The sequence below is a fragment of the Microbulbifer maximicatervae (SeqCode) genome, from assembly GCF_052467305.1.
The window spans coordinates 2,965,739-2,980,368 of the sequence record NZ_CP174306.1 but is presented as its reverse complement, the minus strand read 5'-3'; the positions used below and the strand labels follow the sequence as shown (position 1 = coordinate 2,980,368).

General features: G+C 52.3%; 12 protein-coding genes and 3 tRNA genes. 13 read left to right on the top strand and 2 right to left on the bottom strand.

From position 1 onward, the window contains the following. The first annotated feature begins 10 nt into the window (after positions 1-10). The 9 genes from cmk (at position 11) to ACJJI4_RS13060 (ending at position 9,074) form a co-directional block, all read left to right on the top strand. Complete coding sequence (cmk, locus tag ACJJI4_RS13100; protein ID WP_444925440.1) at positions 11-700, top strand: (d)CMP kinase; 690 nt, start codon at positions 11-13, stop codon at positions 698-700. A gap of 168 nt (positions 701-868) precedes the next feature. Beyond that, positions 869-2,548 carry a 30S ribosomal protein S1 gene (gene rpsA / locus ACJJI4_RS13095; RefSeq protein ID WP_444917724.1) on the top strand — a complete coding sequence of 560 codons (1,680 nt, stop codon included), beginning with the start codon at positions 869-871 and terminating at the stop codon, positions 2,546-2,548. A 141-nt stretch (positions 2,549-2,689) separates the two neighbouring features. Further along, positions 2,690-2,998, top strand: a complete 309-nt coding sequence (gene ihfB / locus ACJJI4_RS13090) for an integration host factor subunit beta (protein WP_282932044.1) — start codon at positions 2,690-2,692, stop codon at positions 2,996-2,998. A 93-nt stretch (positions 2,999-3,091) separates the two neighbouring features. Then, positions 3,092-3,400, top strand: coding sequence for a lipopolysaccharide assembly protein LapA domain-containing protein (locus tag ACJJI4_RS13085; protein ID WP_413662669.1), 309 nt, complete (start codon positions 3,092-3,094; stop codon positions 3,398-3,400). 1 nt (position 3,401) lies between these two features. Beyond that, positions 3,402-4,595, top strand: a complete 1,194-nt coding sequence (lapB, locus tag ACJJI4_RS13080) for a lipopolysaccharide assembly protein LapB (protein WP_444925439.1) — start codon at positions 3,402-3,404, stop codon at positions 4,593-4,595. Positions 4,596-4,665: 70 nt separating this feature from the next. Continuing rightward, positions 4,666-5,373 carry an orotidine-5'-phosphate decarboxylase gene (gene pyrF / locus ACJJI4_RS13075; protein WP_444925438.1) on the top strand — a complete coding sequence of 236 codons (708 nt, stop codon included), beginning with the start codon at positions 4,666-4,668 and terminating at the stop codon, positions 5,371-5,373. A gap of 141 nt (positions 5,374-5,514) precedes the next feature. Continuing rightward, complete coding sequence (locus tag ACJJI4_RS13070) at positions 5,515-5,823, top strand: ComEA family DNA-binding protein (RefSeq protein WP_444925437.1); 309 nt, start codon at positions 5,515-5,517, stop codon at positions 5,821-5,823. 354 nt (positions 5,824-6,177) lie between these two features. After that, complete coding sequence (locus ACJJI4_RS13065; protein WP_444925436.1) at positions 6,178-7,068, top strand: MraY family glycosyltransferase; 891 nt, start codon at positions 6,178-6,180, stop codon at positions 7,066-7,068. Positions 7,069-7,121: 53 nt separating this feature from the next. Further along, positions 7,122-9,074 (top strand): polysaccharide biosynthesis protein, encoded by a 1,953-nt coding sequence (locus ACJJI4_RS13060; RefSeq protein ID WP_444925435.1) that lies wholly within the window; start codon positions 7,122-7,124, stop codon positions 9,072-9,074. A gap of 116 nt (positions 9,075-9,190) precedes the next feature. Here ACJJI4_RS13060 and ACJJI4_RS13055 read toward each other — a convergent pair. Both ACJJI4_RS13055 and ACJJI4_RS13050 read right to left on the bottom strand, forming a co-directional pair. Beyond that, positions 9,191-9,266: transfer RNA gene (locus ACJJI4_RS13055), tRNA-Asn, on the bottom strand. 46 nt (positions 9,267-9,312) lie between these two features. Then, positions 9,313-9,388 (bottom strand) — tRNA-Asn (locus ACJJI4_RS13050). Between the two features lie 241 nt (positions 9,389-9,629). Between ACJJI4_RS13050 and uvrB the strand changes: the two genes are divergently transcribed. The 4 genes from uvrB to infC all read left to right on the top strand — a co-directional run bounded on the left by uvrB (position 9,630) and on the right by infC (position 14,498). Beyond that, positions 9,630-11,639, top strand: coding sequence for an excinuclease ABC subunit UvrB (gene uvrB / locus ACJJI4_RS13045; RefSeq protein WP_444925434.1), 2,010 nt, complete (start codon positions 9,630-9,632; stop codon positions 11,637-11,639). 176 nt (positions 11,640-11,815) lie between these two features. After that, positions 11,816-11,892: transfer RNA gene (locus tag ACJJI4_RS13040), tRNA-Val, on the top strand. Between the two features lie 110 nt (positions 11,893-12,002). Next, positions 12,003-13,931 carry a threonine--tRNA ligase gene (gene thrS, locus ACJJI4_RS13035; protein ID WP_444925433.1) on the top strand — a complete coding sequence of 643 codons (1,929 nt, stop codon included), beginning with the start codon at positions 12,003-12,005 and terminating at the stop codon, positions 13,929-13,931. Between the two features lie 21 nt (positions 13,932-13,952). Beyond that, positions 13,953-14,498 carry a translation initiation factor IF-3 gene (gene infC / locus ACJJI4_RS13030; protein ID WP_444898242.1) on the top strand — a complete coding sequence of 182 codons (546 nt, stop codon included), beginning with the start codon at positions 13,953-13,955 and terminating at the stop codon, positions 14,496-14,498. Positions 14,499-14,630: the final 132 nt, after the last annotated feature.

Sequence of the window (14,630 nt, the reverse complement as noted above, 5' to 3'; positions counted from 1 at the left end):
TAAAGAAAATATGAGTGATACAAACGGGTTGCCACCAGTAGTTACCATTGATGGTCCCAGTGGTTCGGGCAAGGGGACCATTGCAAAGCTTTTGGCTGATCGCCTGAGCTTTTCCTTGTTGGACTCCGGGGCCCTTTATCGGGCTGCCGCTTTGGCCGCACTTAATAAGGAAGTTGATCTCTCCAATGACAAGCTGCTGACCGAATTGGCGAAAGACCTCGATGTGCGCTTTACCGTGAGTGCCGGTCAGTTGCAGGTGTGGCTGGAAGAGAGTGACGTCACCGCAGATATCCGTATGGAGCGGGTAAGCATGGCTGCTTCCAAGGTCGCGGCAATTCCCGGTGTGCGGGCAGCGCTACTGCAGCGCCAGCGGGACTTCCGCCAGCCCCCCGGCTTGGTTGCCGATGGTCGGGATATGGGCACTACCGTGTTTCCCGACGCGCCGGTCAAGGTTTACCTAACCGCCAGCGCTGAGGAGCGTGCTAACAGGCGTTTCGCTCAGTTGCATGAGAAGGGGGTTTCTGTTAGCCTCCGCGACCTGCTGGAGGACATCCGTGCCCGAGATGCACAGGATATGAACAGAAAAGCCTCCCCCCTGGCTCCCGCTGAGGATGCGGTTGAGCTGGATAGTACGGGGGTGAGTATCGATGAAGTCCTCCGAAAAGTGCTCGATTTGGTTCAGGACCGTATTTCACCCTGAAGTTCGGGCAGTAAATAGTTTTCTAACGACAGCGGCCGGGATCAGCCAGAATCGCCCGGCCGTTATCGTAATCCGACCCGCGTGCTGGCAGCGCGGTTGGGGTCGCGGCTGGCGGTTGACTAGACTTAACAGTTACCAACGGCTGGACCCAGCACTATAGGTAATGTAATGAGCGAGAGCTTTGCTGATCTATTTGAAGAGAGCCTGAAAAGCGTTGAAATGGCACCGGGCGCAATTGTTACTGGTGTTGTAATCGACGTAGATAAAGACTGGGTTACCGTTCACGCGGGCCTGAAGTCTGAAGGCGTTATCCCTGCTGCACAATTCGCCAACGATAAAGGTGAAGTTGAGCTGCAGGTGGGCGACGAAGTACAGGTTGCCCTGGAAGCTGTAGAAGACGGTTTCGGTGAAACCCGTCTGTCCCGCGAAAAAGCCAAGCGCGCTGAAGCCTGGAAAATCCTCGACGCAGCTCACGCAGCTGACGAAGTGGTTAAAGGTGTTATCAGCGGTAAGGTTAAAGGTGGCTTTACTGTTGATGTTGCCAATATCCGTGCGTTCCTGCCCGGCTCTCTGGTTGACGTTCGTCCGGTTCGCGACACTGCGCACCTGGAAGGTAAAGAGCTCGAGTTCAAAGTTATCAAGCTGGACTCCAAGCGCAACAACGTAGTTGTTTCCCGCCGCGCCGTTATGGAAGCTGCCACCTCCGAAGAGCGTGAAGCTCTGCTGGAAAGCCTGCAGGAAGGCATGAGCGTCAAGGGTATCGTGAAGAACCTGACCGACTACGGTGCTTTCGTAGACCTGGGCGGTATCGACGGCCTGCTGCACATCACCGATATGGCTTGGAAGCGCATCAAGCACCCGAGCGAGATCGTGAACGTTGGCGACGAGATCGAAGTAAAAGTACTGAAGTTCGACCGCGAGCGCAGCCGTGTATCCCTTGGCCTGAAGCAGTTGGGCGAAGATCCTTGGGTATCCATCAAGCAGCGTTACCCAGAGAACAGCCGCGTGAAGGCGGTTGTAACCAACCTGACCGACTACGGCTGCTTTGCCGAGCTGGAAGAAGGTGTGGAAGGTCTGGTACACGTTTCCGAAATGGATTGGACCAACAAGAACATTCACCCGTCCAAAGTTGTCCAGGTTGGCGACGAGGTAGAGGTGATGATCCTGGATATCGACGAAGAGCGTCGTCGTATCTCCCTGGGTATCAAGCAGTGCCAGGAAAATCCGTGGGATGCCTTCGCGCGTAAATTCGCTAAGGGCGACAAGATCTCCGGTAAGATCAAGTCCATCACTGACTTCGGTATCTTCATTGGTCTCGACGGCAGCATCGACGGTCTGGTCCACCTGTCCGACATCTCCTGGAACGAAGCTGGCGAAGAAGCTGTTCGCAAGTTCAAGAAAGGCGACGAAATCGAAACTGTTATCCTGGGCATCGATTCCGAGCGTGAGCGTATCTCCCTGGGCATCAAGCAGTTGGAGTCCGATCCGTTCTCCGACTACGTTACCACCAGCGATCGCGGCAGCATCGTTGTAGGTACTGTTAAGGAAGTTGACGCTAAGCAAGCAGTAATCACCCTGGCGGGCGAAGTAGAAGGCGTACTGCGCGCTTCTGAAATCAGCCGCGACAAGGTTGAAGATGCTCGCAACGTCTTGAAAGAAGGCGAAGAAGTAGAAGCTAAGATCACCAGCGTGGATCGCAAGAACCGCGTGATCAGCCTGTCTATCAAAGCCAAAGACCAGGACGACGAGAAGCAAGCTATCAAGGATCACAGCAAGAAGCAGTCTGAACAAGTTCAGCCCGCTACTATTGGTGACCTGATCAAGGCTCAAATGAATAACAAAGACTAATCGTCTTTGAGTGTTCATAGCTCCAAATGGATCATTTGGAGCGACCCGAAAGCCGGACTGGGGTTGCCCAGTCCGGCTTTCTATTAGATGATTGGTGCTCTACTCCAGAATAATCAATGACTTACAAAGGTTGCGGAGCGCATGACCAAGTCCGAACTGATCGAAAGGATTGCGTTGAGGTTGGATCAGCTGCCAGTTAAGGATGTAGAGCTGGCGGTAAAAGTGGTGCTCGACACCATGTCAGATGCCCTGTCCCAGGGTGAGCGTATAGAGATACGTGGCTTTGGTAGCTTTTCTCTTCACTATCGAGCCCCGCGTACGGGCCGGAATCCCAAAACTGGGGACGCGGTTGATCTCGCCGGGAAATATGTCCCGCATTTCAAGCCTGGCAAAGAGTTGCGCGACAGAGTGAATCGAAGTATGCACGATGAGGCGAGTATCGAAGTATGATTAGACTCCCTGGCAGCAGTGTGAATACTGCCATTAATCGGGGTGAGCTTCGTCGTTAATCGATAAAGTTTTTTGTGGAACGTGGAGGTTCCCTTGTCATTTTTGCGTTGGCTGACACGCATCGTCTATGGGGTCGTCGCCCTGCTTTGCATCGCTTTGGGGATTTATTTCGCAGTTGCCAATCCGGAGACTATCAAGCCAAATATTGTGGGCTATCAACTGCCGGCAGGAAGTGTAGGCTTTTGGTTGATTGGTTTCTTGTTGCTGGGATTGTTGCTGGGTTTTGTCGTTAGTCTGCAGCCTGTTTATGCCAAGCGTCGCCAAGTGCGGTCGCTCGAGAAGCAATTGAAGAAAATGGAGCGGGAATTACACACCGCCCACCGCAAGGCTTCTGGAGACTGATTTGCTCGATTTTACCTATTTCTTTTTCCTGCTTGCGGCAATCGCGATCGGCTGGGTGCTGGGGCGAGGTAGCGCCAAAAAGAAAGTGGCGGATTATAGTGAGCAAGAGCATGCGCTGGTGAGGTCTTACGCCCAGGGCTTAAACTATTTATTGAGTGAGCGCCACGACGATACCATCGATAAATTTATTGACTCTCTGGAAGTAAGTCAGGCTACTTTTGACACCCACCTGGCTCTTGGAAGTCTGTTGCGCCGAAGAGGGGAGTACGATCAGGCGATTCGAGTCCATCAAAATTTACTCGGGCGCCCGAGCTTGTCCAGGGTGAGTCAAAATAAGGCTCAACTTGAACTTGCCTGTGACTATATTTCTGCTGGCTGGCTGGATAGAGCTGAACGTCTGCTACAAGAGCTGGTTGAGACCTCTCAGGAGTTAAAGGCTGTTAGCCTGGAGCGTCTGATTGAAGTCTACCGGGATGAAAGGGAATGGGCTAAAGCGATCCATGCTGTAAACCTGTTGCATGGCCGGCGGTTCAAGCGCCTCTCGGCTGACTGGGCCCCGGTTCAGGCTCATTTTTGCTGCGAATTGGCAGAGGAGTCAATAGCGACAAAGGATTACCTAAGTGCAAGGAAGCATATCGATTCTGCCCTGAGTTATGAGCGCAGCTCAGTGCGGGCAAATTTGCTGTGGGGTCGCCTCGAATATCTGCTTGGCAAGCCGAGAGAGGCCATTAAGGTTTTACAGCGGATCCCCAAGCAGAGCCCGGACTATATTCCTGAAATCCTTGAGTTGTTGATTACTTGTTATGGGGATTTAGGGGATGGCAAGGGGTTGGATCGATATCTTGAATCCCTATTGAAAGAGCACCCCTCTAATAGCGTATTGATTGCCCTGACTGAGCGTATTCAGCTGCAGGATAGTGAGGCTGCAGCGGCTGCATTTATGGGGAAGCAGCTGGCGCTGCGCCCGTCTTTGAGGGGGTTGGGACGCTTTCTCGATCTGCATATAGATAGTACAGAGGGTAGGGCGAGAGAGAATCTTTCCCTACTCAAGACATTAATCGACCAGCTTATAGCGAGCCGCCCTCACTACCGGTGTAGCAATTGCGGGTTTTCGGGCAATCAGTTGCACTGGTTGTGTCCGAGCTGCAAGCACTGGGATTCAGTACGCTCCGTTAAGGGGATTGAGGGCGAGTAAAGTAATGACTGTCCTGTACATTGGGCTGACGGCCTGGTCGGGACGGCTTTTGAAATAAATGAGGTTTTTCTTGCAGTCTAAAGTTTCTTCTCCGGTTATCGTTGCTCTGGATTACGACAATGCTGAGTCTGCACTGGCAATGGCAGATCAGCTCGATCCGTCGCTGTGTCGGGTCAAGGTTGGTAAGGAGCTGTTTACTGCCGCTGGTCCAGACTTGGTGAAAACTCTGGTTGACCGGGGCTTCCAGGTATTTCTGGATCTTAAATTTCACGATATCCCCAATACTGTTGCGAAGGCCGTTAAAGCTGCCGCGAAATTGGGGGTATGGATGGTTAATGTTCACGCAAGTGGTGGTGAGCGGATGATGTTGGCTGCCGCCGAGACCCTGCGGGAATTTGGCGAAGATAAGCCTCTATTAATTGCGGTTACCGTACTTACCAGCACAACTGCAGAGGAACTGGCTGCAGTTGGTGTGGCTGCTCCGCTGGAAAAGCAGGTGTTGCACCTGGCCTCTCAAGCTAAATCCTGCGGTCTCGACGGTGTAGTCTGCTCCGCACGGGAGGCTCAACTGCTGCGCAGTGAATGTGGGGCCGATTTTTCACTAGTGACGCCGGGAATTCGTCCTGCGGGCTCTGATGCCGGGGATCAGCGGCGTACTTTGACGCCTGCTGAAGCTTTGGCGCAAGGTTCTGACTATTTGGTTGTAGGTCGTCCCATCACTGCCGCATCTGAGCCTTTAGTGGCCTTGAAGTCAATTCTGGCCGAACTGGCAGGTTAGCATGGTTGTCTTGCTTCGCAACTTGTAATGATGTGTAATTAGGCCTGAGCCGACAGAAAGTTGCCCGTTGATATCATGGTGTGGCTTGGGGGAGGTAATAGCAGTCCCAAAGTGAAACCGATAATTCACTGGGAGTTGACCATGAAATTGACCTACCAATTGTTTTCTGTTGTTTTTGCGCTAGCTTTTTCGCTTTTTTTGAGTCCATCTGCATTTGCGGGAGAGATGGGCAGCGTTGAAGCCAAAGAGGTTGTGCTGTCTGTCAATGTCAACAGTGCTTCAGCTGTTGAACTTGCTGAGAGGTTGAATGGCATTGGCGAAGCACGGGCACAATTAATCGTTGAGTATCGCGAGGTGCATGGCCCGTTTACCTCTGTGGAGCAGCTGTTGAATGTTAAGGGAATCGGCGCGGCAACCCTGAATAAAAACAGGGATTTGATTCGGCTCTAAAGGTTTATGGGTCCCGACTGGTGGTTTTTTGTGGTCTCCAGTTGGGGTTTTGAGTTGGTGAGCAAGAGAGCCTTAATAGATGACTCCCCCAGATGAATTTCAGTTGTTACTGTCGATAAAATGTAGCATTTATGTTGCGTCTGCCGCAGAGCTACACCATTCGTTGTGTTCTACCTCCTGTTCTCGTCCCCCTTTCATTGTTGGTAAATGTTCCCCGCCTGGATGACCTTTAGGTTTTTCTGTCGAGTTGTGAAAACATTTTTAATTCCTTTGCTGGGCATGGTGCTTCCCTGTCCTGTTTGTTGAATGTGGTCGGAAGGATTGGCTTGCTTGGAAGTGATAAGGGTTGGTTAGTTGATTAGTATCGCTTGGGAGTGGGTAATACCGCTATTGCTGGCTTTAGCAGCAAGCTATGGCGCTACATCGTTGTTTATCGTGAGGATGCGCAATTTTGCGCTCGATGTGCCCAATAATCGTTCAATGCACTCGGTGCCGGTACCTCGCACAGGTGGTTGGGCCTTTTTACTCGGTTGTCTGGTTGCGGTAGTCGCTAGCCCACTTGACCTGTCTCCGTTGGTGTTGGTTGCATTTACACTGTTGTTAGTGGTATCCGCACTGGATGATCTTGGGGATGTAGCCATACATCTTCGCTTTTCAGCTCATCTTCTAGCTGTGGTCTTTCTTCTGTTTGCACTGCCAGAAAGTTTGGAGTGGTGGTTGTACCCGGTCCTTATTTTGGCGGGGGCCTGGGTTGTCAACCTCTACAACTTTATGGATGGAATGGATGGTCTAGCGGGGTCAATGACGCTTGTTGGCTTTTCCTCCTTGGGGATTATTTGCACTTTAAATGGGGACTTGGAGTTAGCCTGGCTCTGTGCCCTGGTGGCTGTTTGTGCGCTCGTTTTTCTGGTCTTCAACTGGCCTGCGGCGAAGATTTTTTTGGGTGATGCTGGCTCTACGGGCGTAGGTTTGGGGGTGGTTGCTGTCAGCTTATTTGGCTGGCAGCGGGGAGCGTTTGAGCTTTGGATACCCGTGGTCATATTTATACCATTTTGGTTGGATGCTACATATACACTGCTAAAAAGGGCGTTGAGTGGTCAGCGTTGGTGGGAAGCTCATCGTGAGCATTTCTACCAGAGGTGCGCAATTAAGATTGGCGTTAAAAGGGCGCTCATTTTGCAGCTGGGCGCAATGATATCTTTTTCTTTAGTGGCGCTGGCAGCTGTTGTACTTGAGGGGAGGTGAATGTCTCTCATGCTGGATGTCGGTTTAAAGGTAAATAGATTTCGGGGAGTCTCGTGACAAGAGTTTGGCGCAACGTAAAGAAAGCCCATAAGCCAGTATTGATGTTGGCCTTTGATATGCTGATGCTAAGCATGGCCTTTTTGCTGGCAATGATGATTAGGCTTAATAGCGTCGCTCAATTTTTTGAGTGGCGAATGGTGGCCTGCCTGATATTAACACTAGTTGCTACTAGCTTTATTTTTCTCCGGCTCGGCTTGTACCGGACGATTATTCGGTACATGGGACAAAAAGCTATCATTGCGGTTCTGCAGGGGGTCACTCTTTCTGCAGTGATGTTGGCGCTCTTTTCTTATCTGACTACGGCAGGGGTTCCTCGCTCTGTCCCTGTTATCTACTGGTGCTTTGCATTTGTTGCGGTGGGCGGATCCCGCTGGTTGGTTCGCCTTTACTATCAGACTGCATTGGAAATTCATAAAACCCGGGTGGCTATTTATGGTGCTGGTACTGCGGGTTTGCAAATGTATAAGGCGCTAGTTCATGGGCAGCTCTATAAGCCCGTTGCTTTTTTTGATGATAACGCCTCTAAGCAAAAGACCTTCATCGATGGTCTGTTGGTGTATAACCCCGCAGATATGCTTGAAGTTGTCGCAGATAAGGATATTGCTGAGGTGGTCCTTGCGATGCCAGGAGTGCCGCGGCGGCGGCGCAGGGAGATAACCAAGGCGCTCAGAGAGCGAGGCCTGGTGGTAAAGGCGATTCCTGGAGTGGAGGAGCTGCTCGACGGTGTGGGGCGGGCAGAGGATGTTTCGCAGACCTATGAAAATATCCTGGGGCGCGCTCCTGTTGAGCCGCAAAAGGAGCTAGTTTCTGGCTCCATCAGTGGCAAGGTGGTTTTGGTTACTGGTGCTGGTGGGTCCATCGGGTCAGAATTGTGCAGGCAGATATCGCAATGGAAGCCTGCCAGGCTGGTTGTTGTTGAGTCCTCTGAATATGCTCTCTATCAGATAGAGCGCGAGCTGCGACAGCAGCATCAGGATGACGGGGTCCAGTTTGAAGTAACCGCGCTGCTTGGCGATGTGCGTAACACTGAGCGTATGGCGGAAATCATTCAGGGCTTCTCCGTGCATACAATTTACCATGCGGCCGCATACAAGCATGTGCCCTTGGTTGAGCAGAACGTTGTTATTGGTGCCGACAATAATGTTCTGGGCACTCTCTCTGTACTTGAGGCTGCGGAGCAGTGTGGGGTTGAGCAGTTTGTGCTTATCTCTACTGATAAGGCTGTCCGGCCAACCAATGTTATGGGGGCCACTAAAAGATTTGCTGAGCTGATTTGCCAGGATTTTGGTCGCCGCTTCAACAAGATGCGCGTGTGTATGGTCAGGTTTGGTAATGTTATCGGCTCTTCCGGCTCGGTAATTCCCTTGTTCACGGATCAGATCAATGCCGGTGGCCCGGTAACTGTGACCCACTCAAAAGTAACCCGTTACTTTATGACAATTCCCGAAGCGGCTCAGCTGGTATTGCAGGCTGGGAGTATGGGGCGCAACGGGGATGTATTTGTTCTCGATATGGGTGAACCGGTTCGCATCTACGATCTGGCTGAGCGCTTGATTCGTTTGATGGGGCACACGGTAAGGGATGAAGAAAACCCTGATGGTGATATTGAAATTCAGCTCACTGGACTGCGCCCTGGGGAGAAATTGTACGAAGAGCTGTTGTTGGGGGATAACGTGCTGGGCACGGACCATCCAATGATTATGCGCGCCGAAGAGGAGCGTCTCGATAGCGAGGCTTTGCAGCTCCTGGTTTCGGATCTTAGGGATGCGTGCGGCTCTCATGATTGCGAGCAGGTCCGCAGGATTCTATGTCGGGCGGTAAAAGGCTATTCACCCAAGCAGGGGCTGGTCGATGTTGTCTGGTCGAGGCAGGGGCAGGTGCGAAAACCAAGTGGAGGAGCGACGGTAGAGAGGTTGCCGTTAGCTGGAGAGGCTGGCTCCCGCTAGCTGGTTATTTTGAGCGGCTAACCAGTACGGCTGGCCGCTAGCTCTATGCAGATTAAAAAACATTTGAGCAGAAAAGAAAAAAGCCCGGATAGATGGAATCTATCCGGGCTTTTGTTTGGCTCCGCCTGCTGGGCTCGAACCAGCGACCCAATGATTAACAGTCATTTGCTCTACCAACTGAGCTAAGGCGGAATTTAATCTAATTTATAGAGCGCAAATTAAGCTGCGCTTTGAAATTTGGCTCCGCCTGCTGGGCTCGAACCAGCGACCCAATGATTAACAGTCATTTGCTCTACCAACTGAGCTAAGGCGGAATATCTTTTCGGCTGTGCCGTTGAGATGGCGCGTATATTATAGAGCACTTCCGAACAGGTCAACCCCTTTTTTCATCTTTAACTAATTGATTTGTCAGGAAATTATTTTTTGGGGTCATGCGCAAAATGCCGCAGGTCAGAGTTAGGAAGGGTAGGACGCTATTCTCTTGTAATTGTGGGTCGTATGACGACAGCCTACAATCCTGTGTTGCATGAATGATTAAGCGGTTGGGGGAAGTGTATGGAGTCGCGACCTTTTAAGGTGGAATCCAAGTATCAGCCAGCGGGCGATCAGCCTCTGGCGATAGAGCAGTTGTCAGAAGGGATTGATGATGGTCTGAGCCATCAAACGCTGCTGGGTGTTACCGGTTCGGGTAAGACCTTCACTATGGCGAATATTATTGAGCGCCTGCAGCGGCCCGCCATTGTGATGGCCCACAATAAGACGCTGGCGGCTCAGCTCTACGGGGAGTTTAAAGAGTTTTTCCCCAAGAATGCCGTGGAGTATTTTGTCTCTTACTACGACTACTACCAGCCGGAAGCTTACGTTCCCTCTTCGGACACCTTTATCGAAAAGGATGCATCCGTAAACGAGCATATCGAGCAGATGCGTCTCTCGGCCACCAAGGCACTTATTGAGCGGCGCGATGTGATTGTGGTCGCCACAGTTTCGGCAATTTACGGTTTGGGTGACCCCGACAAATATTTGAAGATGGTGCTGCATTTGGATCGTGGTGATCTCGTTGATCAGCGCACTATCCTCAGGCGCCTGGCAGAGCTGCAATACACTCGCAACGATGCAGATTTCCGTCGCGCCACTTACCGGGTGCGCGGCGATATTATCGATATTTACCCGGCAGACTCTGATTTGGAAGCGGTGCGCCTGTCTCTTTTTGATGAGGAGATCGAAGAGATCACTATATTTGACCCGCTCACTGGAGAGCAGCTCAAGAAGGTGCCTAGGGTTACTATTTTCCCCAAGAGTCACTATGTGACGCCGCGAGAGACGATCGTCAGCGCTATCGATGAAATCAAAGATGAGCTGCGAGGGCGCCTCGAGCAACTGCGTGGCAACAACAAGCTGGTCGAAGCGCAGCGGCTAGATCAGCGTACCCGCTACGATGTGGAGATGATGCAGGAGCTTGGCTACTGCAATGGCGTAGAGAACTATTCCCGCTACCTCTCCGGTCGCGGTATTGGTCAGCCACCGCCCACGCTTTTTGATTATCTGCCCAATGATGCACTGTTATTTATCGATGAGAGTCACGTGACAGTGCCGCAAATCGGCGGTATGTATCGTGGAGACCGGTCACGCAAGGAAACTTTGGTGGAGTATGGCTTTCGTCTGCCATCGGCCCTGGACAATCGTCCTCTCAAGTTTGAAGAGTGGGAGGGGTTGGCACCCCAGACGGTTTTTGTGTCCGCAACCCCAGGGGCCTATGAGCAAGAGAATGCGGGGCAGGTGGTCGAGCAGGTAGTTCGCCCGACAGGATTGGTGGACCCGGAAGTCGAAGTTCGCCCAGCATTGACCCAGGTAGATGATGCCCTGTCTGAAATTCACCGTTGTGTGGATGCCGATCAGCGAGTGCTGATTACCGTATTGACCAAGCGGATGGCGGAGGACTTGACTGAATATCTCTCAGAAAGCGGTGTTCGTGTCCGCTACTTACACTCCGATATTGATACTGTCGAGAGGGTGGAGATTATTCGGGACCTGCGTATTGGCGAGTTTGACGTGCTAGTTGGCATTAACTTGCTGCGAGAAGGCCTGGATATGCCGGAAGTTGCCCTGGTGGCAATTTTTGATGCCGATAAAGAGGGCTTCCTCCGTTCCGATCGCTCGCTGATCCAGACCATTGGGCGGGCTGCGCGAAACCTGGAGGGGAGGGCGATTCTCTACGCGGACAAAGTCACCGGTTCTATGGAGCGAGCACTCGAAGAGACTCGTCGTCGCCGCGAGAAGCAGTTGGCCTTTAACGAGGAGCACGGCATTACCCCCAAAGGTATCCGCAAGAGTGTGGCGGATATTCTGGAGGGGGCGGTGGCCCCCGGTGTGCCCAAGAAAGGGCGTCGCAAAGTTGCCGAGGGTAAAGGCGAATACAAGGTAGATGTTGAGGCCCTTACCGATAAGCAGCGCTGGGCCCGAATTGCCGAACTGGAAGAGCAAATGTACCAGCATGCGAAGAACCTGGAATTTGAAGCAGCGGCAAAATTGCGTGATGAGATTACCCACTTAAAAGGTGTGGAATAATCCTTGCTGAAGGGCGGGACTTGGATCTACATTTTGATAGTCCCGCACTGCCTTGTTGGTGCTTGGTCGCTCTTAAAAAATTTCACACAAAAGTTCAGTAAGTTGTTGAAAACACTGAAAAGCGGTGCTAAAGTTCGCGCTCTTCACAGCACAGGGTTCCCCCGCTGTAGAGCTTTAGACCCGTAGCTCAGTTGGTTAGAGCGCTGCCTTGACATGGCAGAGGTCGGCGGTTCAAATCCGCCCGGGTCTACCACCTTTCAAAAGGATGGATTGCCCATCCCGATCAAGAGTTCCATGAATAAATTCATGGATAGTTTCATGCGGTCTTTGGTAGGGATCGCCACTGAGAACAAAGGATAAACAATGCCCGTTGTTACTCTCCCCGATGGTTCCCGTCGAGAATTTTCTGCTCCGGTTTCCGTACACGATGTAGCCGCTGATATCGGCCCAGGTTTGGCAAAAGCCGCACTTGCTGGCGTTGTAGACGGCAAGGAAGTCGATACCAGTTACGTTATTGATACCGACGTAAATCTGGCAATTATTACTGATCGTCAGCCTGAAGGCCTGGAAGTGATCCGTCACTCCGCAGCGCACTTGCTGGCACAAGCAGTTAAACAGCTGTACCCGACAGCCCAGGTCACCATTGGCCCGGTTATCGATGATGGCTTCTACTACGATTTCGCCTACGAACGTCAGTTTACGCCAGAAGATCTCGAGAAGATCGAAGAGCGTATGGAAGTGCTGGCCAAAGAAGACATCACTGTCAGCCGCCGCCTGATGCCGCGCAAAGAAGCGGTGAAATATTTCCGCGAGATGGGCGAAGAGTACAAGGCTGAGATTATCGACAGCATCCCCAGTGATGAAGATATTTCTCTCTACCGCCAGGGCGACTTTGAAGACTTGTGTCGCGGTCCCCACGTACCTTCCACTGGCAGGTTGAAAGCGTTCAAACTGACCAAAGTGGCCGGTGCCTACTGGCGTGGCGATTCCAACAATGAAATGTTGACCCGTGTTTACGGCACTGCCTGGGCCAACAAAAAAGAATTGAAAGCTTACCTGCGTCGTATCGAAGAGGCAGAAAAGCGCGATCACCGCAAGTTGGCGAAGAAATTTGACCTTTTCCATATCCAGGAAGAGGCGCCCGGCATGGTGTTCTGGCACCCGAACGGCTGGACCATTTACAGCACTATCGAGCAGTACATGCGTCGCCGCCAGCGCGAATTCGGCTACAAAGAAATCAAGACTCCGCAGCTGGTAGATTTCAGCCTGTGGCGCAAGTCCGGTCACGCCGATAAGTTTGGCGATGACATGTTCACCCTGACCAGTGAAGAGCGTCAGTTCGCCATTAAACCGATGAACTGCCCTTGTCACGTACAGGTATTCAACCAGGGCCTGCGCAGCTACCGCGACCTGCCGTTGCGTCTGGCTGAGTTTGGCTCCTGTCACCGCAGCGAGCCCTCCGGTTCCCTGCACGGCCTGATGCGCGTGCGCGGCTTTGTGCAGGATGATGGCCATATCTTCTGTAGCGAAGATCAGATCCAGTCAGAAGTTTCTGACTTTATGGATCTGCTGCACTCCGTTTATAAGGATTTCGGCTTCCAGGACGTTATCTACCGTCTCTCCACTCGCCCGGAGAAGCGCGTAGGTTCCGATGAGAGCTGGGATAAGGCTGAGAAAGCCCTGGCCGACGCACTGGATGCCGCTGGCCTGCCGTGGGAAGAGCTGCCGGGCGAAGGCGCCTTCTACGGACCGAAGATCGAATTCTCCCTGAAAGACTGTCTCGGCCGCGTATGGCAGTGCGGTACTATTCAGGTGGATTTCTCCATGCCGGGCCGCCTGGATGCCCAGTTTGTAGCGGAAGATGGCTCGCGCCAGTCCCCGGTAATGCTGCACCGCGCAGCCCTGGGTTCCTTCGAGCGCTTTATCGGAATCCTGATCGAGCACTACGAAGGTGCGTTCCCCACCTGGCTCGCGCCGCAGCAGGTGGCGATCATGAATATCACCGATCGCCAGGCCGAATATTGTCGCAATTTGCAAGATCGTTTGGGTGAGCTGCAATACCGCGCCACAGCTGACTTGAGAAACGAGAAGATCGGCTTTAAAATCCGCGAGCACACGCTTCAGCGTGTTCCTTATCTATTGGTAATTGGCGATAAGGAAGTAGAAAGTCAAACCGTGGCAGTACGTACCCGTAGCGGTGAAGATCTTGGTACAATGACGTATGAGTCATTCCTCGAGATCCTCGAGCAAGACGTGAATCGTCGCGGTCGTTTGACAGAAGATAATGCATAACAACTTGGCAACTGGGAGACCATAGCTATTAAACGAGACACTAAGGGACGGTCCAAAAAGGCCCGCATAAACGATCAGATTGAAGCGTCAGAAATCCGCCTGATAGGCGCTGATGGCGAACAGGTAGGCATTGTCTCCCTGGATGAAGCGCTGGAAGCTGCACAGAAAGCTAGCTTGGATCTCGTTGAAATTGCCTCGGACTCCACGCCGATAGTCTGTAAGATCATGGACTACGGCAAGCACGTATTCGAAGCTAAAAAAGCTAAGAATGCCGCCAAGAAGAAGCAGAAGCAGCAGCAGATCAAGGAAATGAAATTCCGCCCGGGCACCGATGTCGGTGACTACCAGATCAAGCTGCGCAACCTGGCCCGCTTCCTGGAAGCGGGTGACAAGGCCAAAGTATCCCTGCGTTTCCGTGGCCGCGAAATGGCTCACCAAGAGCTGGGCATGGAAATGATGCAGCGCATCGAAAAGGACCTTGAAGAGCTGGGCACCGTAGAGCAGCGACCGAAAATGGAAGGTCGTCAAATGCTGATGGTGATTGCTCCGCTCAAAAAGAAAAAGTGAGGTCTGGGGAAGTCATTCCCGGGACCTCCTTTGAGAAGTGGTTGGGCGACGGCTGCCTCCCCACTCTCGCAGTGCCGGTAACTTCGGTTGTCGGCAGTTACTAAAGGTGCCTGTTTTACAGGCGAATATTAA

Coding starts and splice junctions, on each gene's coding strand:
- cmk (WP_444925440.1), top strand. CDS start 11: ATGAGTGATACAAACGGGTTGCCACCAGTAGTTACCATTGATGGTCCC.
- rpsA (WP_444917724.1), top strand. CDS start 869: ATGAGCGAGAGCTTTGCTGATCTATTTGAAGAGAGCCTGAAAAGCGTT.
- ihfB (WP_282932044.1), top strand. CDS start 2,690: ATGACCAAGTCCGAACTGATCGAAAGGATTGCGTTGAGGTTGGATCAG.
- ACJJI4_RS13070 (WP_444925437.1), top strand. CDS start 5,515: ATGAAATTGACCTACCAATTGTTTTCTGTTGTTTTTGCGCTAGCTTTT.
- uvrB (WP_444925434.1), top strand. CDS start 9,630: ATGGAGTCGCGACCTTTTAAGGTGGAATCCAAGTATCAGCCAGCGGGC.
- thrS (WP_444925433.1), top strand. CDS start 12,003: ATGCCCGTTGTTACTCTCCCCGATGGTTCCCGTCGAGAATTTTCTGCT.